The following is a 22,953-nucleotide window of genomic DNA, read 5'->3' on the forward strand; positions in this document are numbered from 1 at the left end:
CAGTAACGGGATTGCAAAGGGACGAGTCCCTTTGCCCGCCGGAGGCCCCCTAAACCCTTACTCTTCACCCATCCGCAGCGCGGCGATAAACGCCTCCTGCGGGATCTGGACGTTGCCATATTCGCGCATCCGGGCCTTGCCCTTCTTCTGCTTGTCGAGCAGCTTCTTCTTGCGGCTGATGTCGCCGCCATAGCACTTGGCGGTCACGTCCTTGCGCATGGCGGCGATGGTTTCGCGGGCGATGACCTTGCCGCCGATGGCCGCCTGAATCGGGATCTTGAACAGGTGGCGCGGGATCAGGTCTTTCAGACGCTCACACATGTGGCGCCCGCGTTCTTCGGCCACGCTGCGGTGGACGATCATCGAGAGCGCGTCGACCGGCTCGTTGTTGACCAGGATGCCCATCTTGACCAGATCGCCCTCGCGCAGGCCGATCTGCTCATAGTCGAACGAGGCATAGCCGCGCGAAATCGACTTGAGGCGGTCATAGAAATCGAACACCACCTCGTTGAGCGGCAATTCATAATTCACCTGAGCGCGCCCGCCGACATAGGTCAGACCGGTCTGGATACCGCGACGGTCCTGACACAGCTTGAGGATGCTGCCCAGATATTCGTCGGGGGTATAGATCGTCGCCTTGATCCACGGCTCGTCGATCTGCTCGATCCGGCTGGGATCGGGATAGTCGGCGGGGTTGTGCAGCATGATCTCGCCTGCATCATCGGTGCGGCTGGCGCGCAACTGAATGCGATAGACCACCGACGGCGATGTCGTGATGAGGTCGAGGTCATATTCGCGGCTGAGGCGTTCCTGAATGATTTCAAGGTGCAACAGCCCAAGGAATCCGCAGCGATAGCCAAAGCCCAGCGCGGCAGAGGTTTCCATTTCAAAGCTGAACGAGGCATCGTTCAGCCGCAGCTTGGCAATGCTCTCGCGCAGCTTTTCAAAATCGGCCGCGTCCACCGGGAATAACCCGCAGAACACCACCGGCTGCACTTCCTTATAGCCCGGCAGAGCTTCGGTCGCGCCGCCCTTGACCGTGGTGATCGTGTCACCGACCTTGGCCAGCTCGACTTCCTTGATCTGGGCGGTGACAAAGCCGATCTCGCCCGGCCCCAATTCGGCCAGTTCCTCGCGCTTGGGCGTGAAACAGCCGACGCGGTCGATCAGATGTTCGGTGCCGCCCTGCATGAACTTGACGTTCAGGCCCTTGTTGATGACGCCGTCGATGACGCGCACCAGAATGACCACGCCCAGATAGGGGTCATACCAGGAGTCAACCAGCATCGCCTTCAAGGGCTTGGATCGGTCGCCCTTGGGCGCGGGGATCTTCTTGACCACCGCCTCAAGGATTTCCTCAATGCCGATGCCCGATTTTGCCGATGCCAGCACCGCCTCGGACGCGTCCAGCCCAATCACTTCCTCGATCTCGGCCTTGACCTTTTCCGGCTCGGCGGCGGGCAGGTCGATCTTGTTGATGACGGGCACGATCTCATGGTCATGCTCGATCGACTGATAGACGTTGGCCAGCGTCTGGGCCTCAACCCCCTGCGCCGCATCGACCACCAGCAGCGCGCCCTCGCAGGCCGCCAAGGACCGGCTGACCTCATAGGCAAAGTCGACATGGCCCGGCGTGTCCATCAGGTTCAGCTCATAGACCTCGCCGTCATGCGCCTTGTAATTCAGGCGGACGGTCTGGGCCTTGATGGTGATCCCGCGCTCTTTCTCAATGTCCATATTGTCCAGCACCTGCGCGCTCATCTCGCGCTCGGTCAGCCCGCCGGTGAACTGGATCAGCCGGTCGGCCAGCGTGCTTTTGCCGTGGTCGATATGGGCGATGATGGAGAAATTGCGGATCTTGGACTGGTCGGTCATGGAATGTCTTTATCAAAAGGGCGCGGGAAAAGGGGCAGGAAACCCCCACCCCGCATCGAATCGCAGCCGTTAGCAGCCTGCTTGATGGATGGCAATTCGCCTGCGCCTGTTTGCCCCGGCGCAGGTCTGCTCCCTAGCCCACCTGCCGATAGACCGGCGCTTCACCATCGCGATCCTGCGGGCCGAACAGGCTGGCGCGAATGATCGCGCCGCTGCCGTCAAAGGCCACCGGTTCGGCAAAGGCAACCCCCGTCCGGCCGTAACGGCTCCATCGCACCGTGGCCCCCACGGCCAGATCATCGGAAAGCTCGATCAGCATTTCCATGCCCATCGGCACATCGGCCAACCCTTCAAACATCGCGCCATTTTCCGAAATATTGCGGATCGTGGCCGGATAGCGGCGGCCCTGCGCCTCCACCATCACCTTGCGCAGCATGGTGCGGCGCGGCGCGCGGGCCGAGCGCGGCCCCCGCGCCTCGATGGTGCCGCCGGTGGTCAACCGCATGTCGGCCTCGTCGCGCGGCAGGGGTTTGGAGAAGATGTAGCCCTGCACATGACTGCAACCCAGTTCGCGCACCAGATCCAGCTCGTCGAGCGTCTCGACCCCCTCGGCCGTGGTTTCCATGCCCAGCGCATCGGCCAGGCTGACGATCGAGGCGATGATCGCGCCGTTACGGCTGCCCGGCATGGTGGCCCCGCGCACAAAGCTCTGGTCGATCTTGATCTTGTCGAAAGGCGCTTTTTTCAAATAGCCCAGCGAGGAATAGCCGGTGCCGAAATCATCGAGCGCCAAACGCACCCCGATCCGCTTCAAGGCGGTGAACATCGCGTCCGTATTGGCGCTGTCGTTCAAAAACACGCTTTCGGTGATTTCCAGCTCCAGCCGCGCCGGATCGACGCCCGCCGAGGCCAAAGCATGGGTGATGATCGTGGGCAGCGCCGGATTGGCAAATTGCAAAGGCGAGACATTGACCGCCACCCGCACATGCTCGGGCCAGCGCGCCAGATCATGGCAGGCCGTGCGCAGCGCCCATTCGCCAATCTGGGTGATAAGGCCGGTGTCCTCGGCCACCTCGACGAATTTGGCGGGCGACAGGCGGCCCAGCGTCGGGTGGTTCCAGCGCAGCAGCGCCTCGAAACCGCTGATCTTCTGCTGGCTGAGCGCCACGGAGGGCTGGTAATAGAGTTCAAGCCCGCCATGCGCGAGGGCATCGCGCAGGTCATGCTCAAGCTGGCGGCGCTCCTCGGCGTCGGAGTGCAGTTCCTCGTCATAGAAATGATAGACGCCGCGCCCGCGATCCTTGGCGGCATAAAGCGCAAGGTCGGCGTTGCGGATGATCGCCTCGCTGGTCACGCCATCGTCGGGCGCCATCGCAATGCCGACACTGGCGCCGATCACCACGCGCGCGCCGTCTATCGAATAGGGCTGCGAGAGGTTCTCGATGATGCTGGTGGCCAGGCTCGCCAATTTGTCGCGCGCGATGCGGCCCGGCAGGATGACCTTGAATTCATCCCCGCCCAAACGCCCCACCCGGCCCATTTCGCCCACCGTGCGCTGAAGCCGCTGCGCCACCTGTTTGAGCAAGGCATCGCCCGCCGGATGGCCCATCGTATCGTTGACCTGCTTGAACCGGTCGAGGTCGAGCAGGAACACCGCGCAGTCGCGATGATCGACCTTGGGGGCGGAAAGGATCTTTTCCAGCGTCTGGCTCATCTGGAACCGGTTGGCCAATCCGGTCAACGAATCGAAATGGGCAAGGCGCGTGGCATGCTGCTCGCTGCGCCGCTTTTCGGTCAGGTCGCTGCCCGCGCCGCGAAAGCCCAGGAAATTGTTGAAGGCATCATAGACCGGCCGACCATTGACGGCCCACCATTGCTCGTCCCCCGGCTTGGCCGCCCGCAGCGCCAGATCGGTAAAGCCCGAACGCGCGTTGAGATGGAACAGCAAGGTGCGCTCGCCCACCTGCTCCTGCTCCTGCATCACAAACAGTTCGGTCAGCGGACGCCCGATCAGATCGGCCTCCTCGCGGCCCAGCAGCGCGATGATATTGGGCGAGACATAGGTCAGCGCCCCCTTGCGGTCGGTTTCCCAGAACCAGCCCTGACCGGTCTTTTCAAACTCGTTCAGCAATTCCTCGGCGCGCATCTGGGCATGGCGCATTTCGCGCTGCTCGGCCTGTCCTGCGCGGTCGATGCCCAATTGGCGCAGCGCCGCCGCCAACCCGATGCCCCCGCCCAGCACCAGCGTGACCAGCGTATAGGCTGAACCCAGCTCCAGCGCGATCGGCGTCCAGAGCGCAAGCTTGGCCGCCACCATCGTAAACAATCGCCCCGACAACGTGATCGCCATCACCAGCCCGACCACCAGCAACGCGCCCACCATCACGAGCGGCTCGGTCAGCCCGCCCGATTTCCACCACATGGCCAATCCCGCACCATACAGCAGCATCGGCACCACCACGGCCAACACCATAGCGCCCACGCGCAGCCCAAGCGGGCGGCGGCTGGTCCGCTCAAACGCGATGAACAGCCGGGCCGCCGCCACCATGACGGTGGCGGTCGTCAACAGCATCAGGATTTCCGCGCCGGGCAAGCGGAACTGGTTGAGCGAGAGCATCAGGGCGGCAATGCCCATCGCGATGGCGGTCATCGACCAGCCTTCGGAAATCAGGAAATAGCCCAGATAGGGCTCGCTTTCGCGGCGCACCGGATCACTTTTGCGGCGCAGATGCGTGACATCGACCGAGGCCGATTCGGGCTCGGGCGCCGGACTGGCCCGGCGGCGCTCCATGGCCGGGGCGGGCGCGGGGGTTTCGGCTTTTCGCAGCAGGGCCTGGGCTCGATTGGACTTTTTCACGCCTGATTTGCCCCTGTGGGAATTGGTGAAGTCATAAAGGCCGGACTGCCGGAAATGGTTTTAAATCGCGTTAAGGACATCTCCGCCGCAGCGCGGCCAACGGGGCTTGCAACGGCAGGCAAACAGGTATGTGATGAGAATCCATGTAGGAACGCCCGCCAATCCGGCGCGCCGCATGTCAGCACGCGCGCAACAGCGCCCACAAGGGAGAGCATCAGACCCATGCTGCATCTTGCCATCATCGGTTCCGGCCCGGCCGGATATTACACCGCCGAAGCCGCGCTCAAGCAGTGGGGCGAGGCGGTGCATGTCGATATCTTCGATCTTCAACCGGTGCCTTTTGGCCTGATCCGCAGCGGGGTGGCCCCCGATCATCAATCGATCAAGGGCGTTTCCAAACGCTATGACGCCGTGGCACAGGCCCCCAATGTCCGCTTTATCGGCAAGGTGGCGGTGGGGCGCGATATCTCGGTCGCCGAATTGCAGGATCTGTATGACGCGGTGGTGCTGGCAACGGGCGCGCCATCGGACCGGACGCTGGGCATTCCCGGCGATGATCTGGGCAATGTTTTCGGCAGCGCGGCCTTCGTCGGCTGGTATAACGGCCATCCCCATTTTGCCGATCTGGCCCCCGATTTTGCCGGAGCCCATGCGGTGGTGATCGGCAATGGCAATGTTGCGCTCGATATTGCGCGCATTCTGGCCAAGGTGCCGCAGGAGTTTGCAGGCTCCGATATCGTCGCCCATGCGCTTGATGCGTTAAAGGGGTCAGGCATCACCTCTGTAACAATTCTTGGCCGCCGCGGCCCGCATCAGATCGCGATGACGCCCAAGGAACTGGGCGAGCTGGGCCATCTGGAGCGCGCCCGCCCGCGCGTCGATCCGGCCGATCTGCCGCCCGAGGCCGAAGATGCCGCGCTCGATCCGGGCCTGCGCAAATCGGTCCAGCATTTGCGCGCCTTTGCCGCCGATGGGGCGCCGGACAAGCCCTTTACCGTCAACTTCGATTTCTTTGCCGCCCCGGTCGCGCTGATCGGCGATGGCGCGGTGCGCGCGGTCGAGGTCGAACGGACCGCTCTGGTCGATGGCCGCGCGGTGGGCACAGGCCAGACCTATCAGATCCCGGCCGATCTGGTCATTTCGGCCATCGGCTATCGCACCAACCCCATCGAGGGCGTGCCCTATGACACCGCCGCCGGGCGCTTTGCCAACGAGGAGGGGCGCATCCTGCCCGGCCTTTACTGCGTGGGCTGGGCGCGACGCGGGCCTTCGGGCACGATCGGCACCAACCGCCCCGACGGCTTTGCCATCGTTGATCGCATCGCGCAGGACTTTCCCGCCCCCGGCAACAAACCGGGCCGCGCCGGATTCGAAGAACTGGCCGCCGCGCGCGGGGTTGATTTCGTCACGTTCCGCGATTGGCGCAAAATTGATGAGGCCGAAGTTGCGCGCGCCCGCGATGGCGCCCCGCGTGAGAAATTCGTGGCCTTCGATCAAATGCTTGCCGCCGCCGGTAAGCATTAAAGGCCTGTTAGCTTAACTTCGAATTAGGCATTACTCCTTATATCTGGCGCCAGCAGATGTGAGAGGAGTGACAAATTGCCGGTCGATACACAGCGGAATTTGTCACGCATTACTGGGCGAAGGCGATGGCGCGTTATGCGCCGCCGCCTCAGCTCACCTTTTACCGCCCCCGTTCCGCCGCGGCTGGCCGGTGCCATGGTGCGCCTGCAATACGAACGGATCAGCGCCCATCTGCCTTGGCTGTGCCTGCTGCTGGGCGTTCATTCGCTGGCCATGGCGCTGGCGCTGCGCGGCGATTTGCCGCAATGGCAGCAATGGGGACCGCCCGGCCTGATCTCGGCCATCTGTCTCTATGTCCTGATCCGCAACCGCCTGCGCAACCGCGCCCAAGGCAGGCTGCCCCGCGCCCGCATCTATCGCCACCTGCGCCGCGCCAGCATGACCAGCGCGTCGGTCGGGCTGATCGCCGGGATATGGGCGGCCAATGCGTTCTCCCACGCATCCCAGCAATATTGCCTGGCCGCGCCGGTTTTCATCGCCATTGCCGCGCTGACCAGCGCCTCGTGCCTGATGGGCGTGCCGCGCGCCGCCGTCGCGGGCATGGTGGGCGCCGTGGCCCCGATTGCGCTGAAACTGGCGCTGTCGGGCATGCCGGCGATGCAGGCGCTGGCGTTGATGCTGGTGCTGATGACGGCCATGCAGATCCACGTCGTGGCCGCCAAGTTCAAGCAGAACCTGGCCATGCTCGACCTTCAGCATCAAGCCATCCGCGCCTCAATGACCGACCCGCTGACCGGGCTCGATAACCGGCTGGCCTTTATGCGCATGCTGGAGGACAGGATGCGCCGCGACCGGCCGATGATGCTGGTGCTGGCCGATCTCGACGGGCTGAAACAGGCCAATGACACGCACGGCCATCTGGCGGGCGACGCGATACTGGCCGAAGTGGCGCAGCGGATGCAGCGCCTTGGCGCGCGGGCGCTCTGCGTGGCGCGGCTGGGCGGCGACGAATTCGCGATGCTCTACGACATCTCGCGAGGCCAGCAGCTTGCCTTGGGCGAAATCGCCGCCGTCCGCGCGGGCCTCTCGCTGCCCATCGTGTGGAACGGCATCATCGTCTCCATCGGCGCCAGCTTCGGCACCGCTATCTCCCCCCTCGAAGGCGCCGACGCCGCCGCCCTCATCCAGTCCGCCGACTGCCGCCTCTATGCCGACAAGGCCGCCCGCAAAAGCGCCGCCCCACAGATGATGCCGCAGCGGGTGTGGCGGTTTTAAAAGGACTTATCAGAAAAGTTTGCCTCCGGCGGGCAAAGGGACTCGTCCCTTTGCAATCCCGTTACGGGGGCGTTATGCTGTGGATCGGGCGCAGTTTTTGGCGCGAGGTGCAGGGGTGCGTTGCCTGCGGCGCTCTTGGCTTGTGTCGGCTAAGTCAGGGGGAGAAGGCATAGGCCCGGCGCTGGCTTTGGCCAGGATTGGTGGAGAGCGGACAGGCTCGACTAATTTCGCTTCCAAACCCCCCACAATCGCATGAAAGTTACGATCGCGAGAAAAGCAAATGGCGAATAAAGGAAGATCAGCCCATTATCACAAAAGAGCGAGAGCGCGTAAGCCAGCATAAGGGTCGCGACGCCTGTTAAGAATTGCAATCTTGGCGTCGGAAATCCATGCATCCCCATCATAATACCTTGGGCGAGGAGTGACCTCAACTGGGCGCTTACCGCCACACAGGTAACGGTCTTTTTAACACCAAGCCCCAAAAGCCCCAATCCATCCCGCGAATCGGCATATCGCCCCAAACACATCGCCGCCCTCTAACCACAACGCCGACAAAATCGGGTTTGCAAAGGGCCCCCGCCCTTTGCCCGCCGGAGGCAGGAGGATCAGCCCGCCGGAGGCAAAAACCAAAAAGGGCGGGATAGCCCGAAAGCCCCCGCCCCTTTTGCGTTCAACCGCCCAAACCGATCACACCCGCATCGGCATCAGCACATAGAGCGCCGGGCTCTTGTCGCTCTGACGGATCAGGGTCGGCGCGCCGGCATCGGCCAGATGCAGTTCGACATTGTCGCCATCGATCTGGTTCAGGATGTCTTTCAGATAGGTCGCGTTGAAGCCGATCTCGAACCCGGCCGAACCGTAATCGGCGGGCAGTTCTTCAGCCGCCGTGCCATTGTCCGGCGAGGTGACCGACAGTGTCACCCGGTCGGTTTCCAGCGCCATTTTCACGGCGCGGGTCTTTTCCGTGGCGATGGTGGCCACGCGGTCAACCGCTTCATAGAAGCTCTTGGGGTCCAGACGCAGCAGCTTGTCATTGCCGGTCGGGATCACGCGGTTGTAATCGGGGAACGTGCCGTCGATCAGCTTGCTGGTCAGCACCACGCCTTCTTCGCCGCCCAGCGAGAAGCGGATCTTGCTGGCCGACAGGTCGATGCTGACATTGCTGTCGCCATGTTCATCGAGCAGCTTGCGCAATTCGCCCACGCATTTGCGCGGGACGATCACATCGGGCATGCCATCGGCGCCCTCGGGCTTGGCCAGCGTAAAGCGCGCCAGACGATGGCCGTCGGTGGCCGCCGCCTTCAATTCCTCGTCCGAGACATGCAGGAAGATGCCGTTGAGGTAATAGCGCGTTTCCTCGGTGCTGATCGCAAAGCGCGTGCGGTCGATCAACTGAGCCAGCGTGGCGGCGGGCACCTCAAAGCTGGTGGGCAGATCGCCCTCGACGATCACCGGAAAATCATCGCGCGGCAGCGTCGGCAATTGGAAGCGGCTGCGCCCGGCCTTGATGACAAGGCGGTTCTCGGCGGTCTGAAGCGAGACCTGGGCCCCATCGGGCAATTTGCGCGCGATGTCAAAAAGCAGGTGGGCCGAAACCGTGATCGCGCCGGGCGCCTCGACGCTGACGGCGGGCAGATGCTCGACGACTTGCAGGTCAAGGTCGGTGGCCATCAGGCGGACCGAGCCGCTGCCGCCCGCCTCGATCAGCACGTTGGAAAGGATGGGGATGGTATTGCGCCGTTCCACCACCGATTGCACATGGCTCAAACAACGCAGCAGGGTCGCGCGTTCGATCGTGGCTTTCATGGCGTTTCTGTTCCCAAACTGTGTGGAGGCCGCCAGAATGCAATGGCAGGCCCCGAGCGTAAAACCGGCCCGAACCGGCGGGATAGCGCGGATTCGACCATACATCCGCCAATTCGGATCACCTTCCTAACGCACCATCGGCGCGCAGCAAGGGGAACATCGCAAAGGTGCAGCGATTCTGGGGATAAATCCGGGGGTTTTGCAGGTTTGGCCGATTTCGCCGCAGATTTGCCGCCCCCATGGCCGCCGCCAAGGGCCGGAATCAAACCTCATCCCCCCATGCTCCCCGTGCGTCAGGCCGGCACCAGACCCAGCGGCAAGAGATCGTGCATATGCACAAGGCCGACCGGCATCAGGCCCCCATCGGCCAAGGGCCTCACCACAAAGGCGGCGGTAATCTTGGCCTCGTTCATCCATTGCAGCGCGTCAACGGCCACCATATCGGCACAAAGCGAGCGCGGATTGTGCGTCATCACCTCGCCCGCCGCCGCCTTGCCCAGCGCGGGCAGATGCCGCCGCAAATCACCATCCGAGATCACCCCCAACAGCCGCCCCGCCCCGTCGACCACCCCGGCCAGACCGAAGCGGTGATCGGAAATCACCCGCACCACATCGCGCATCGGCGCATCGGGCGATACCAAGGGCAGGCCCACCCGGCACATCACCTCGCCCACCGGGGCCAGCCGCTGGCCAATGGCGCCGCCGGGGTGCAGCGCGCGGATCTGCTTGCGACCGACCCCGCGCGCCTCCATGACCGAGAGCGCCAGCGCATCGCCCAGCGCCAGTTGCATCACGGTTGACGTCGTGGGCGCAAAACTTTCCTCGCAGGCCTCGGGCCGGTCGGGCAGCAGCAGTAGCACGTCGGCCATATCGCCCACCATGGAGCGCGGCCGCGCCACCATCCCGATAATCGCCACGCCCAGCGCCCGCGCATGGCGCAGCACCGGCGCCAGTTCGGCCGTATTGCCCGAATTCGACAGCACAAGCAGCACATCACCCGCCGTCATCATCCCCAGATCGCCATGCGACGCCTCGGCCGGATGCAGGAACAGCGCGGGCGTGCCGGTGGCCGAGAAAGAGGCGGCGATCTTGCGCCCGATATGCCCCGATTTGCCCATGCCCGACACCACCAGCCGCCGCCGCGCCCCCGCGATCAGCCAGCAGGCGCGCGCAAAACCGTCGTCCAACCCATCGCCCAGATGGCGCAGCGCCTCGGCCTCATGGGCGATGATGGCGCGGGCCCGGCCCTGAATCGCGACAATCTGGTCCGGGCTGGGCGACGAAGGCGGAAATGCGGGTCGGTTCATGCGGTCTGACGAGCCTTTGGGCAACGCCCGGCCCCCTTCGGGGCCAAGGCGGCGGGCGGTTGATCCCGCCCTTCAGACCTAGGTGTTTACGCTGAGAGCGGCTTGGCGACGAGCCAAAGCGCATCGCTTTCCCAGCTAATTTCATCCAAACCGGCAGCTTTCGCGCAGGCCCCCGCCGGAACCGGCTGCCCCTTGACCATCACCAGCCCCGACACCGGGATCACCAGCATCGGCCCCTCGGGATAGCGGGCCAAAAGCTCCTGATCGGCCACGCCATTCACGCGGTCGAGCCGGAAATACGGCCCGTCCACCAGCGACACGGTGCCCGTTTCAGGCACATGCTGGTGATAGCGCGCCAGATCGTAAACCTCGCCCAGCGCGACGGCCAGACCTTCGTCCAGATGCAGTTCACGCGGGCGGCCATAGTCAAAGAGGCGATAGGTGATGTCGCTGTTCTGCTGAATCTCGATCACGCTGACGCCAGCGCCGATGGCATGGACGGTGTTGGCCGGGATATAGAAGAAATCGCCCGGCACCACCTTATGCCAGACCAGCATATCCTCGATCCGCCCATCGAGCGCGGCGGCGCGCAGCGTTTCGGTATCGACCGTGCGATCAAAGCCGATGCCAAGGCGTGCGTCTTCCTGCGCATCAATGACCAGCCAGCACTCCTCCTTGCCCTGTCGGCCCAGCCCCTTGGCCATCGTCTGGCTGTCGCTGGGGTGGACCTGAACCGAGAGCTTGTCGGACGTGAAGATATATTTCACCAGCAGTTCAGGGATCTGCGCAGGAGGCTCAAACCAGATTTCGCCGATGCGAACGCCTTCGGGCGCCACAAAAGGCTTGGGCAGAACATCGCAGCCCCACGGCTTTTCCACCTGCCTGACAGGCAAAAGCATATCGCTCAAAACCGTCTCCTGCGCCATGAACGCCCTATTACTGATTCACCGCGCCCAGCAATTTGCCGACCTTCTGAACGCCCGGCACGCTTGTCACCAGCACGTCATCGCCATCGACCACCACCATCACGCCTTCGAGGCCGACCACCGAAACCTTCGGCCCGTCGCTTTCCACCAGAACGTTGCGGCATCCGACAAGTTCCGCCTCGCCGATGATGCTGTTGCCCTCATCATCCTTCTCGCGCGCCTCCCAAAGGGCGTGCCAGTTGCCGATGTCGGACCAGGCCATGTTGGCGGGGACCACGGCGGCGCGATCGGTCTTTTCCATGACGGCATAGTCAATCGAATCGCTCTCGACCGCGTTAAAGGCGGCAGCATCGGGGTGAAAGCGTTGACCATCAACGGTGCCGTTGGCCACGGCCTGCGCCACGCCTTCCAGAATGGCGGGGCGGTGCGTGCCCAGCTCCTTGAGGAAATCGCCCGCACGCATCGCGAAAATACCGCCGTTCCAGGCATAGGAACCCTCGGCCAGAAATTCGATGGCACGTTCCAGATTGGGCTTTTCGACGAAACGGTCGACCTTGAACCCATCCGCGCCGATGGCCTCGCCGCGCTTCACATAACCAAATCCGGTTTCCGGCGCGGTGGCGGTAATGCCAAAAGCGACAAGCCAGCCATCCTGCGCCAGGCGCCCGGCGGCCTGAGCCGCGGCGACAAAATTGACCGGATCACCGATATGGTGATCGCTGGGGCAAACCAGCATGACATCCCCGGGCGCCATGCGCAGAGCGGCCAGCGCAATCGCCGCCGCCGTATTGCGCGCCGAGGGCTCCACCAAAATCCGCGCGTCCGGTGCGCCGCCTAACTGGCTTTCAACGTGGTCCAGATGCTTGGTTCCGGTCACCACCATCGGTGCTTCGAAAATGGAGCGATCGCTGGCCCGCGCAATCCCTTGCTCGAACAGCGTGACATTCCCCACCAACGGCAGAAACGGCTTGGGCTTCACCGCACGGCTGCGCGGCCACAAACGGGTTCCACTACCGCCGCACAGGATAACCGGAGTAATCTTCTGCATGTTGCCCTTCCACCGTTGAATCACGAGAATTGGCATGGCGAGTGCCATACCCCCGCACGTAAATCCACCCATATCGATCATGTTCCCTGCTTATTGCATTTCGCAACGGGCGGCAAAACTGAACGGTTTTTTGCATCGGCAGGTGCATTTTTAGGCTCGGGAGCGGCCGCGACCAATTGGGCTTAAAGGCTCAACTATCCAGATAAATACGTACTTCACCCATAGCGAAAAGGCCGGTCGCTTGGCCTTCCGATTGCTGTGTTGATTTGGGGGTTACGGCGCGAGCCGCCCCAGATCCGGGCCAGTTGGCCTCGAAGGGTTGGTGAAAAATTCTCATACAGCGTTCCCATTTGGATCAAATCCACGCCGCTGCTCCTGCCTTGGGCGAGCGAAGGTTTTTGTTCCAATACGGACGAGTCACTAATGGAAAATGCGGGGAGCGGGGCTTACCCTGCGGATGGAGAAGTGTTGAAAATAAAGCCTTATCATCACAAACCGTTAACCGTCCTTTACAGTGGGATGCCTATGCAGGGCCATCGCGTCTTTCGCCCCATCGCCCCGGCCAGAGTGGATCATGCCGCTTGGCGCGGCGGAATGCTGGCGTGGCTGCCCATGCCTGCCCCCTTGGCGGATGACGCGCGACGGATGGTCCGTCCGCTTCCGGCTCCCACCCGGCGCTTTCTGTTTTTGCAGGGCCCGCCCGGTCCGTTTTTCCATCAATTGGCTGTGACGCTGGGCCAAAATGGGCATGTCGTTCGCCGCATCCATTTGAACGGCGGGGATGAATATGACTGGCCCGGCGCGGTCGCCGATGCTTCCGGCTCGCATCGCGCCACCTGCTATCGCGGAACACAGGAGCGCTGGCCATTATACATAGACCGCTATCTGCGCCGCGAAGCCATAACCGATATGGTGCTTTTCGGAGACTGCCGCCCCATGCACATGGTCGCCCATCAAATGGCGCGGCTCAACCGCGTGCGCGTCCATGTGTTTGAGGAAGGTTATATCCGCCCCAACTGGCTGACGCTGGAGCGCGATGGGGTCAACGGCCATTCGCCCCTGCCGCGCAGGCCGCAGGACATTCTGGCCGCCGCGCATGGATTGCCCCGCCCGACCCCCATGCTGCCCATCGGCGCGTCGCTGGGGCGGCGGGTGCGCGATACATGGGGTTATTTCGGCCATATGATGCTGGGGGCGCTGATGCTGCGCTATCCCTTTTATCGCTCGCATCGGCCCGGCTCGGTTCTGGTCGAGGGCGCGGGCTGGATCGCCAAATACCTGATGCGCGCCCGCCAATCGGCCAAGGCGCAGGTTGCGCTAAAGGCGCTGGAGGGGCGCAGCTATTTCCTGTTCCCGCTGCAATTGTCATCCGATTATCAGATCCGCGTCCACTCGCCCTTCTCCTCCATGCGTCAGGCGGCGGATTACGTTCTGGCCAGCTTTGCCGCCCATGCCCCCCGCGATGCATGCCTTGTGATCAAGGAGCATCCCCTCGACGCCACTTTGGGCGGCTGGGGCGGCTATGTTCGCAACCGGGCGCGAGCGCTGGGGCTGGGCGATCGGTTGGTGCATCTGGCGGGCGGGGATCTCGATACGCTGGCCCGAGGCGCGCGGGCGATGGTGGTGGTCAATTCCACCTCGGCTACTTTTGCTCTGGCAGGCGGCATTCCGGTCAAGGCGCTGGGCCGCGCGGTCTATGCCATGCCCGGCATCACGGATGAGCGCCCGCTCGCCCGCTTCTGGGCCGATCCCACCCCGCCCGATCCCACGCTATATGACGCCTTTTGCCGAGTGCTCCACCGCCATTGCCTTGTACGCGGCGGATTGGCCAGCGAATCAGCCATGCGGATCCTGATCGCCAATGCGGTGGAGCGGTTAGTGGGGTGAAGTTTGTTTTGCCTCCGGCGGGTTAAGGGCGGGGGCCCTTAACGATCCCGATATTGTCCACGCTGCGGTTTGTACGATGCGGGGCGTTTGGGGCGAGACTGGTGGTTTTGCGGTGAGAATGGGCGGGGTTCGGGATCGGGTGTTGTCAGGGATGTTGCCTGTACGGCAACAGGCGCCCGGTTGCGGACTCAGGAGTGCCGAGTGCGCTTCACTCCCTCATTCCCATACGAAGATCGTTTGTAGTTTGCAGCCGCTGGGCTGCTGCCCTTCTTCAAACAAGCGAACACGTTTGATCGCGGCCATTTGCGCTGCGCTGAATGGGGATGGCGAAGTGAAATAGGCCGTGGCGTGGGCACCGTTCCAGATCGCGACCTGATAGCCTTGTTTTACCCGTCGCGGCGCAAATATTGCCGGTTTGTCGGCGCTTGGCTGGTTGAGCATTCGCCCCTTCGCTGGCGATGCCCAGCCAATTCCTTGGACGTAGAACGAGCCGAATGCGCCTTCCCAACGGAAGTTGCCGCCATGGATGCCACCTTCCAGCGTTGTGACCTTCTCGCCCGGAAGCAGGTCTATGATCGGAGAGTAGCCGCAAAAGCGGGCTGGGCCTTCTAGTTCAGTCGCGCGCGCGTGCACGGGGAGGACCAGCAATGCGGCGACGGCAGTTGAATATATCAATCTCATCTTGGCCCCCAAGCACTATGTGCCGCCGGTTATGCGGCATATGCGGGCGTACCGGAAGGTCCGCTATCCACCAATCCCGGCCAACGCCCGCCCCAATCGATACCCGTCTCCCTTCTCCCCCCCAACCATGCCGCCGCCGCTTGGACGCAACACCGACAGCATCGGGATCGCAAAGGGCCCCCGCCCTTTGCCCGCCGGAGGCAAGGCCCAAAACCGCCGCAAACCCTACCGCACCACCCCGGTGTTCACCAAAGCCCCCTGCACCGCGATGATGGGGCTGAACAACTGGCTGACCAACTGGATCAGCTTGCCCGGCTGATTGGCGGCGGCATTGCCGATATAAAGGACATCCTTGTCGCGCATGGCAAAGCGCTGGGCCAGAAAGACGCTGCCGGGGTTCATCATGTTGATGTGATAGACGGTGGGCTCGTCCCCGGCGTCAAAGCGGAAGATGAACACCGCCTTGGCATCGCCCAGATTGGGGTTTGGCCCGCCAGCCGCCGACAGCGCCTCGGCAAGGCTGACTGAGGGGGCGGCAAAGGGCAATTGTTCGACCCGCCCCGCCGCGCCCAGCACGGCAAAGGTCTGGGGCTTTTTGATCAGTTCGATCTGGTCGCCGGGGCGGATGCGCCAGTCGCGCGCCGCGCCCTGCACCGCATCGGCCAGACGGAATTCGCGCAACTGCGCCCCGCGCGTCACCTGCACCGCCAGATCCTTGGCCTCGCCCCGATAGCCGCCCGAAAGCGCAATCGCCTCGGTCAGCGTCTCGCGGTTGGTGGTCAGCACCAGCCGTCCGGGCCGTGCCACTTCGCCGCCCAGAATGACGCTGTTCGTGACCGATTGGGCGATGCCCACCACCACCTGCGGATTTTGCGACATATCCTTCAACGCGGCGCGGATGGCCCCGGCCAATTGCGTCGACGTCAGCCCGCCCGCGCGCATCCGCCCGACAAAGGGCACGAATATCTGCCCCTTGTCGTCCACGCGCATCGCGGGCAGGCGTTCGGCCTGCGCCGCGCCATTGCCGCCCGCCGCCGCCATCGGGCGCGTGCTGGCAAACAGGCTGACGCCCGCCTCATAGATCTGGATATCGAGCGTATCGCCCGGCCCGATCATGTCGGTGGGGGCGGCCGCGCCATCATCGCCATTGGCCGCCGCCCCGCCCAGCACCGGCACCGCCGGCAAGGCGGCCAGCGAATCCACCGCGACAATGCGAAAGCCCGGCCCGGCCTTTGGCGCCATCACCTGATGCCCTGTCGGCCCGCTGACCGGCAAGGTGGCGCAGGCGCCCAGCGCCAAGGGCATGATCGCTGCCAAATGCCGCAAGCTCAACCTGTTCATACGCGCCCTCTGATCCCGCGCGCGGCATCGCGCCCCGCCCTTTGCGCATATCACCGGGCCAGCCCCCGGCGCACGAACAGTTAGCGCCAAATTACGGCGCAATACGGATGCATCCGCGATACTCAACGCGGGGGCGGGGGCGTAATCATCGGCCGTCTGTTTTTATGCAAAGCCGGAAACCATGCCCATCCCCACCAATCTTGCGATTGGCCGCATTGCCCATTTCGACGCCTTTCTGGCCGATCATGGCCGCGCCCTTGTGGGATGGGGGCGCAAGCCTTCGGGGCGGCGGGCCATGATGGCGGCGCGCTGGACCGGGCGCCCCTTTGCGCTGCTTGAGGATGGGTTTCTGCGCTCGGTGGGGCGCGATGATGCGCCGCTTTCGCTGATCGTCGATGATCTGGGCTGCTATTACGATGCCTCGTGCCCCAGCCGGATCGAGGCGGCCACCGCGCGCGGCGCCGCCCCGGATCAGGCCGCCCGCGCCCGCGCGCTGATCGCGCTGTGGCGGCGCAGCGGCCTGTCCAAATACAACCATGCCCGAGATTATGCAGCCCCCCTGCCCGCGCGCTATGTTCTGGTGGCTGATCAATGCCATGGCGATCTCTCGGTGGCGCTGGGGCGGGCCGATGAGGGGCGGTTTGTCGCGATGCTGCAATCCGCGCTGGATGACTGGCCCGATCATCATGTGCTGGTCAAGGTGCATCCCGATGTGCGCACCCATCGCAAGAAAGGTTGGCTGAACCGGGCGGCCTTGGCCCATCCGCGCATACGGGTGATCGAGGATGGATGCCATCCGGTCCGCCTCATCCGGGGCGCTGCGGCGGTCTATACGGTCACCTCGCTGATCGGGTTTGAGGCGTTGATCCATGGGCCCCCGGTGCATTGTTTCGGCATGCCGTTCTATGCCGGATGGGGGCTGACGCGCGACGCGATGCCCGCCCCGGCGCGGCGGCGCGGCGCGGCCATCGAGGATCTGGTCCACGCCGCAATGGTCGAGGCGGCGCGCTATGTCGATCCGCGCAGCGGGGCGCTCTGGACGGTGGAGCAGGCGATTGAGCATGCACGCGAACAGCGCGCGCGGCGGCTTGGCCTGTGAACCGCCTGCCCTCGACCGACCTCTATTTTCTCAACACCATGGCGCCATGGGTGCGCCCGCGTTTCGGCCTTGGCTGGCGCGCTCGCGAAAGGCCGATCCGGGCGGTGGGCGCCAATGCCTTTGTCGCGGGCGATGCCTTTGTGCTGATCCGCCGGGACGCGCCCGATGTGATGCGCATGGCGCTGCAATGGCGCGGGCCGATGATCTATGTGATCGACGATGATGTGGCCGCGGGCGCGGTATGCCCGCTGCTGCCCGATGGCTATCGCGCGCGATTGGCCCGGTTTGAGCGCGAGTTTTACCGCGATCTGCTGGCGCGTGCCGATCTGGTGCTGGCCGCCTCGGACGTGTTGGCCCGGCGGCTGGCAAAGGAGCGGGCCGGACCGATCGCGCGGATTGATCCGGTCTGGCGACAGGCCCCGGCCGATGGCGCCCATTTCGGCCCCCTGGCGCGCGGCGCGCCCCTGCGCATCGTCCAACTGGGCAGCGCCAGCCATTGCGGCGCTCTGGCGGTGATGGCTCCGATCATGCGCGCCTTGCTGGATCGGCACGCCTGCGTGACATTTACTTATTTTTCCCCGCGCATCATTGATCAGGGATTGGAACGCCACAGCCGCGCCCGCCGTATCGAACCGATGACATGGCGCGAATATCAACGCTGGATGGGCCGCAACCGGTTTCATCTGGCGCTCTATCCGCTGGCGCAAACCGCGTTTGACCGCGCCCGGTCGGCCAGCAAGTTGAGCGAACATGCGATTTTGGGCGCGGCGGCCCTTTATCCCCAAGGCTGGCCCCCGGCGCAGGGGCGCAAAGGCATCTTGCTGGCCCCGGACCGGCCCGAGGAGTGGGGAGAGATCATCGAGCATTGGATCCAGCGCCGCGATGAATTGCATTGTATAAGTCAAAGTTTTGGCAAATCCCCGCCTTGCGCCCAACCTTTTGCAGTGCAACAAGAGATGTGGTCAGGGATATTACCTATATAGCGATGGTGAATTTTTACAGGATCTTGTTTCACACGGCCCTACGCAGGCCAAAACTTGCTGCCGAGGCGCTTTATTGGCGCCTGACCGGCAGAAAGGCGCGTGCGCGAAACCGGCTTCGCGCCTGTCTCGAACAGGGGCCCAATGCCTATCGCGACTGGATCGCCCTGGTCGAGCGGCGCGCGGAAATGGTGGCCAAGGCGGCGCAGGACTGGCCCGAATGGCCGGTGCGCCCGCGCCTTTCGGTGATCCTGTATCAGGCGCCGGGCGAAACAAGCGCCCAGGTCGAACGCCGCCTCGCCTCGCTGGAGGCGCAGGCCTATGGCGATTGGGAACTCGTGCTGGCCCAATCGCGCGAGGCCATGCCCACGCGCCAACCGGATGTGCCGCGCCTGACGCTGGTTCCGGGGCGCACGGACAATCCGGCCAAGGCGTTGATTCAGGGTATGGAATGCGCCACGGGCGACTATATCCTGCCGCTGGCCGCTGATACGCTGTTGGCGCCCGATGCGCTTTACCAACTGGCGCGGGCGGTGGTGGCCAATCCGGATGCAGGCGTCTTTTACGGCGACGAGGACCGCATCAGCCGCAAGGGGCTGCGCAGCCACCCATGGTTCAAGCCGCGTTGGAATCCCGATCTCTTTTTGGCGCATGATTATGTGTCGGGGGCCTGCCTGATCCGGCGTGCGGATGCGCTGGCGACGCCGCCGCTGCATCCTGCGCTCTCGGCCGCCGGGGTTTATGCCATGCTGATCCATGTGACGGCCCAGACCGAGGTTGTCCATGTGCCCCGCGTGATCGCCCATCGCGGGATTGACGGGGCGGGCAATCCCGACGCGCTGGCCGCGCGGGCGGCGGCGGTGGCGCATCATGTGGCGCCGCTGGGCGCCTCGACGCGGATCGGCGCGTTTGGCACGGTGGCGGTGGATTGGCCGATGCCCGAGATGCAGCCGCTGGTTTCCATCATCATCCCCACGCGCGATCAGGTGCGGCTTTTGCGCAAATGCGTGACCGGGGTGCTGAACGCCACGCGATATCGCAATATCGAGATCCTGATCATCGACAATGGCAGCGTCGAGGCCGAAACGCTGGATTATTTCGCCCGCGTTTCGGGCAATCCGCGCGTGCGGGTGATCCGCCATGATGCGCCGTTCAACTGGTCCGTGCTCAACAATCTGGGCGCGCGTGAGGCGCGGGGCGAATATCTGTGCCTGCTTAATAATGACATTGAGATCACCGAGGAAAACTGGCTCTCAACCATGGTGCGTCAGGCCGTGCGGCCCGGCGTCGGGGCCGTGGGCGCCAAGCTGCTTTATCCCGATGGCACGATCCAGCATGCGGGCGTGGTGATCGGCCTTGGCAAGGCGGCAGGCCATGCCCACCGGTTTCAGCCCAACGGCGAGCCGGGCTATTTCGCCCGCGCCCATGCGCCCCATCGCGTGTCGGCGGTAACGGGGGCCTGTTTGCTGGTCAGCAAGGCGGCCTTTCGTCAGGTGGGCGGATTGGACGAGGAAGGCTTTTCCGTGGCCTTCAACGATGTTGATCTGTGCCTGAAACTTCAGGCGGCGGGCTATTACAATATCTATGAGCCGCGCGCGGTGCTGATCCACCATGAAAGCAAGAGCCGGGCGCGCGACACACATGCCTCGCAGGTCGAGCGTTATCAGCGCGAATTGGCGCTTTTGCAGGAGCGCTGGGGCACGGCCACCTATACCGACCCCCTGCACCACCCGGCGCTGGACCCTACATCGGAAACCTATCGCATCGCGCTCTGATCCGGCGCGGATCACAGGCCGGAATAGAGCGCGATGGCCTCGTCAATATCGCTTTTCAGGCTGGCCTGTCCCTTTTCGATCAACAGCGCCATGTCGCAATACTGGCGGATCGTCTCCACGCTGTGCGAGGCCAGGATCAGCGCGCGGTCGGCCCGTTTGACAAAGATTTCCTCGTGGCATTTGCGCTGAAAATTCTGATCACCCACCATGATGACCTCGTCGATGAGATAGCAGTCAAATTCGATGGCCAGACTGAGCGCAAAAGCAAGGCGCGCGCGCATACCCGATGAATAGGTTTTGACCGGCATCGCCAATTGCCGCCCAAGCTCGGTGAAATCCTCGATAAAATCCAGAATATCGCGATAGTTGCGGCCATAGATGCGCGCGATGAAGCGGGCATTGTCATAGCCGGTCAGGCTGCCCTGAAACCCGCCGCCAAAGCCGAGCGGCCATGACACGGTCATCTTGCGCTCGATGCGCCCTGCGCTTGGCATTTCCACGCCCCCGATCAGCTTGATCAACGTCGTCTTGCCCGCGCCATTGCGGCCCAGCAGGCCCAGTTTCTGGCCCCGCCCGATGGTCAGATCTACCCCGCCCAGCACGATCTTGCGCCCATGCCCGGCGGCATAGCTCTTTGCGAGGCCCATGCAGCGGATCATTCGACCACCATCACGCGGCGCACATGTCGACACAGCATCAACCCCACCATCATCACCGGCAGGCACCACGCGGGCGTATAGGCAAAGCTGAAATGGGGATAGACCGCATCGCCAAATACGCCATAACGCATCATCTCCATCGCATGGACCGGCGGCGACCACAGCACCGCAGCCTTGACATCGGGGGCCAGCCATTCGGCCATGAAAAACGCGCCGGAAAAGGGCACCATCAGATAGGTCGTGACCGGCATGACCTTTTCGAGCACCTCGGACATTTCCGAGAGCGGGGCGACCACCGTGGCCAGCGTCAGCGTGAAGAGCGCATAATAGGACCAGCCCAGCAGCAGATAGCCCAGATCATGGGGCCAGGGAAATTCATCGAGCGCATAAAGCACGGTGGCGATGAACAGATAGGCCATCATATGCCCGATCATCTCGACCAGGAAGCGCACGAGGATGAGATCAAGGATCTTGACCTGTCGGTGATACATCAGGCTGGAATTGGCCGAAAAGCTGCCCATCGCGCGCGTGACCGTGCTGCGGAACATCACCAGCGGCAGATAGCCGGTGGCGACAAAGGCGATGATCGACACCCCATGCTCCTGCGGCCCCTTTTCAAAGCGCCAGAGCAGGCCAACCAGCACTGCAAAGAGCAAAGGCTCGGCCATCACCCAGAGGAAGCCGATGTTTTCCCGCCCGAACCGCGTTGTCAATTCGCGGATGATCAGCGCCTGTATCACCCGCGTCTGGATCACCCAGCCCTGATGGAGAGCGGCCATGGTCAGTCCTCCGGCGCATGTTCAAGGATGCCCACAACGAACATCCACGCCACGAAATAGAGGCACAGCGACGCGCCCAGCACCGTCAGCACGATTTTCAGCCGATGCGGCAAGGCCGGTTCATCGGGCAGCGCGGGATCGACCACGCGCTCAAGGTAATATTGCTGGCGCAGCGTTTCGACCCGCGCCTGCTCCAGCGCGGCATTGGCCACGTTCAGGTTTTGCGCGGCAAAATCCTGCTCCTGCGCCAGCCGTTCATAGCCCGCCATTTTCGAGGCGATTCCGCCCGATGTGCCGGTGACGCGGCCGTTTTGCCCGGCAATGACGCGGCCGATCGCGGCCACCCTTTCCTGCATCGCGGGCAGCGCCGGATTGCGCGGTGTGGCCTCGCGCATCTGGTCCAGTTGCGCCTGCACCGAGGCCTGCTCGGCCACCAGTCGGTTGGCCACCTCCAGCGCGCCCTGCGCCTGACGCGAAGGGTCGATCAACGCCTCGCTGTTGCGATAGGCGCCCAGTGCGGCCCGCGCCTTTTGCACCCGCGCCTCGGCGGCGGCCACGCGGCGCTCGGCCTCGGCCACCTGCTTGCCCTCGGCCCGCGCGTTCAGGACATTGACCAGATCCTCGCCCAGCCCCAGCAATTGCCGGTTCAAATGTTGGGCGTCGCCGGGCGCAAAGGCCTTGACCTTGAGCACCACCAGCCCGGTTTCATGGTCCATGCCCACATCAACCATGGTGCTGTAATAGCGGAACAGGCGTTCTTGCCCCGGACGGCGCAGCAAGCCGGGATAGCGCGCCAGCGCATCGACCCCCGCCCGCCCATACATGGTCGCCACCGCCCCGCCCCGGTTCAGCGCCGCCAGCGCCGAGCGCGAGCGGATATAGTCGATCACCTCATTGGCCTGCTCCTGCCCGCCCGAAAGGCCGGTGGTCTGGATCAGATTGGCCAGCGTTGAGACCTGCGCCGATTTCTGCGCCGGGGCCTTGATGACGAACCGGCTTTCCGAAACATAGATGTCCGAGGCGATCAGCCCCTCATAGGCCTCCGCCGCAAAGCTTGGCAAAATCACCATCGCGGCGAACCAGCGCTGGCGCCGGAACCACTGGCCCGAGAAGATTTTCACAGCGTTTCTCCCC

Annotated in this window: 17 protein-coding genes; 6 read left to right on the forward strand and 11 right to left on the reverse strand. The window is 63.8% G+C overall.

Annotation, left to right across the window (positions count from 1 at the left end; translation table 11 throughout):
• Nucleotides 1-57 precede the first annotated feature (57 nt).
• Nucleotides 58-1,875, reverse strand: coding sequence for a translation elongation factor 4 (gene lepA / locus PQ467_RS13990; protein WP_168602342.1), 1,818 nt, complete (start codon nucleotides 1,873-1,875; stop codon nucleotides 58-60).
• A gap of 133 nt (nucleotides 1,876-2,008) precedes the next feature.
• Nucleotides 2,009-4,732 carry an EAL domain-containing protein gene (locus PQ467_RS13995; protein WP_274173986.1) on the reverse strand — a complete coding sequence of 908 codons (2,724 nt, stop codon included), beginning with the start codon at nucleotides 4,730-4,732 and terminating at the stop codon, nucleotides 2,009-2,011.
• A 222-nt stretch (nucleotides 4,733-4,954) separates the two neighbouring features.
• On the opposite strand from PQ467_RS13995, the gene PQ467_RS14000 reads away from it, so the two are divergent.
• Complete coding sequence (locus PQ467_RS14000; RefSeq protein WP_274173987.1) at nucleotides 4,955-6,256, forward strand: FAD-dependent oxidoreductase; 1,302 nt, start codon at nucleotides 4,955-4,957, stop codon at nucleotides 6,254-6,256.
• Between the two features lie 135 nt (nucleotides 6,257-6,391).
• Nucleotides 6,392-7,531, forward strand: coding sequence for a GGDEF domain-containing protein (locus PQ467_RS14005; RefSeq protein WP_274173988.1), 1,140 nt, complete (start codon nucleotides 6,392-6,394; stop codon nucleotides 7,529-7,531).
• A gap of 687 nt (nucleotides 7,532-8,218) precedes the next feature.
• Here PQ467_RS14005 and dnaN read toward each other — a convergent pair.
• From dnaN to PQ467_RS14025, 4 genes are all read right to left on the reverse strand, one after another.
• On the reverse strand, nucleotides 8,219-9,337 hold the full coding sequence (dnaN, locus tag PQ467_RS14010; protein WP_274173989.1) for a DNA polymerase III subunit beta: 1,119 nt from the start codon (nucleotides 9,335-9,337) through the stop codon (nucleotides 8,219-8,221).
• Nucleotides 9,338-9,630: 293 nt separating this feature from the next.
• Complete coding sequence (locus PQ467_RS14015; RefSeq protein ID WP_274173990.1) at nucleotides 9,631-10,644, reverse strand: KpsF/GutQ family sugar-phosphate isomerase; 1,014 nt, start codon at nucleotides 10,642-10,644, stop codon at nucleotides 9,631-9,633.
• An 86-nt stretch (nucleotides 10,645-10,730) separates the two neighbouring features.
• Nucleotides 10,731-11,543: a class I mannose-6-phosphate isomerase gene (locus PQ467_RS14020; protein WP_274176167.1), complete on the reverse strand. Its 813-nt coding sequence runs from the start codon at nucleotides 11,541-11,543 to the stop codon at nucleotides 10,731-10,733.
• A 37-nt stretch (nucleotides 11,544-11,580) separates the two neighbouring features.
• Nucleotides 11,581-12,618, reverse strand: a complete 1,038-nt coding sequence (locus PQ467_RS14025; protein ID WP_274173991.1) for a mannose-1-phosphate guanylyltransferase — start codon at nucleotides 12,616-12,618, stop codon at nucleotides 11,581-11,583.
• A 525-nt stretch (nucleotides 12,619-13,143) separates the two neighbouring features.
• Here PQ467_RS14025 and PQ467_RS14030 point away from each other — a divergent pair.
• Nucleotides 13,144-14,505 carry a capsule biosynthesis protein gene (locus PQ467_RS14030; RefSeq protein WP_274173992.1) on the forward strand — a complete coding sequence of 454 codons (1,362 nt, stop codon included), beginning with the start codon at nucleotides 13,144-13,146 and terminating at the stop codon, nucleotides 14,503-14,505.
• A 216-nt stretch (nucleotides 14,506-14,721) separates the two neighbouring features.
• Here PQ467_RS14030 and PQ467_RS14035 read toward each other — a convergent pair whose 3' ends face one another.
• Nucleotides 14,722-15,186, reverse strand: coding sequence for a hypothetical protein (locus PQ467_RS14035; protein ID WP_274173993.1), 465 nt, complete (start codon nucleotides 15,184-15,186; stop codon nucleotides 14,722-14,724).
• A 225-nt stretch (nucleotides 15,187-15,411) separates the two neighbouring features.
• A complete protein-coding gene (locus PQ467_RS14040) occupies nucleotides 15,412-16,527 on the reverse strand; it encodes a polysaccharide biosynthesis/export family protein (RefSeq protein ID WP_274173994.1) in 1,116 nt (371 codons plus the stop codon).
• A 181-nt stretch (nucleotides 16,528-16,708) separates the two neighbouring features.
• Between PQ467_RS14040 and PQ467_RS14045 the strand changes: the two genes are divergently transcribed.
• From PQ467_RS14045 to PQ467_RS14055, 3 genes are read left to right on the forward strand one after another with little or no spacing between them, the layout of a single operon-like run.
• Entirely contained in the window at nucleotides 16,709-17,626 is a 918-nt protein-coding gene (locus PQ467_RS14045; RefSeq protein ID WP_274173995.1) for a capsular polysaccharide export protein, LipB/KpsS family, read from the forward strand.
• A complete protein-coding gene (locus PQ467_RS14050; protein WP_274173996.1) occupies nucleotides 17,623-18,609 on the forward strand; it encodes a hypothetical protein in 987 nt (328 codons plus the stop codon). The genes PQ467_RS14045 and PQ467_RS14050 overlap by 4 nt, the downstream gene beginning before the upstream one ends.
• Nucleotides 18,610-18,632: 23 nt before the next feature.
• Entirely contained in the window at nucleotides 18,633-20,381 is a 1,749-nt protein-coding gene (locus tag PQ467_RS14055) for a glycosyltransferase family 2 protein (protein ID WP_274173997.1), read from the forward strand.
• 11 nt (nucleotides 20,382-20,392) lie between these two features.
• Here PQ467_RS14055 and PQ467_RS14060 read toward each other — a convergent pair whose 3' ends face one another.
• Genes PQ467_RS14060 through PQ467_RS14070 form a run of 3 tightly spaced genes read right to left on the reverse strand, consistent with a single transcriptional unit; the run spans nucleotide 20,393 to nucleotide 22,940 of the window.
• Nucleotides 20,393-21,040 (reverse strand): ABC transporter ATP-binding protein, encoded by a 648-nt coding sequence (locus tag PQ467_RS14060; protein WP_274173998.1) that lies wholly within the window; start codon nucleotides 21,038-21,040, stop codon nucleotides 20,393-20,395.
• A complete protein-coding gene (locus PQ467_RS14065; RefSeq protein ID WP_274173999.1) occupies nucleotides 21,037-21,819 on the reverse strand; it encodes an ABC transporter permease in 783 nt (260 codons plus the stop codon). The genes PQ467_RS14060 and PQ467_RS14065 overlap by 4 nt, the downstream gene beginning before the upstream one ends.
• 2 nt (nucleotides 21,820-21,821) lie before the next feature.
• Nucleotides 21,822-22,940 carry a capsule biosynthesis protein gene (locus PQ467_RS14070; protein WP_274174000.1) on the reverse strand — a complete coding sequence of 373 codons (1,119 nt, stop codon included), beginning with the start codon at nucleotides 22,938-22,940 and terminating at the stop codon, nucleotides 21,822-21,824.
• Nucleotides 22,941-22,953: the final 13 nt, after the last annotated feature.

Source organism: Novosphingobium sp. KACC 22771, from assembly GCF_028736195.1.
GTDB lineage: Bacteria > Pseudomonadota > Alphaproteobacteria > Sphingomonadales > Sphingomonadaceae > Novosphingobium.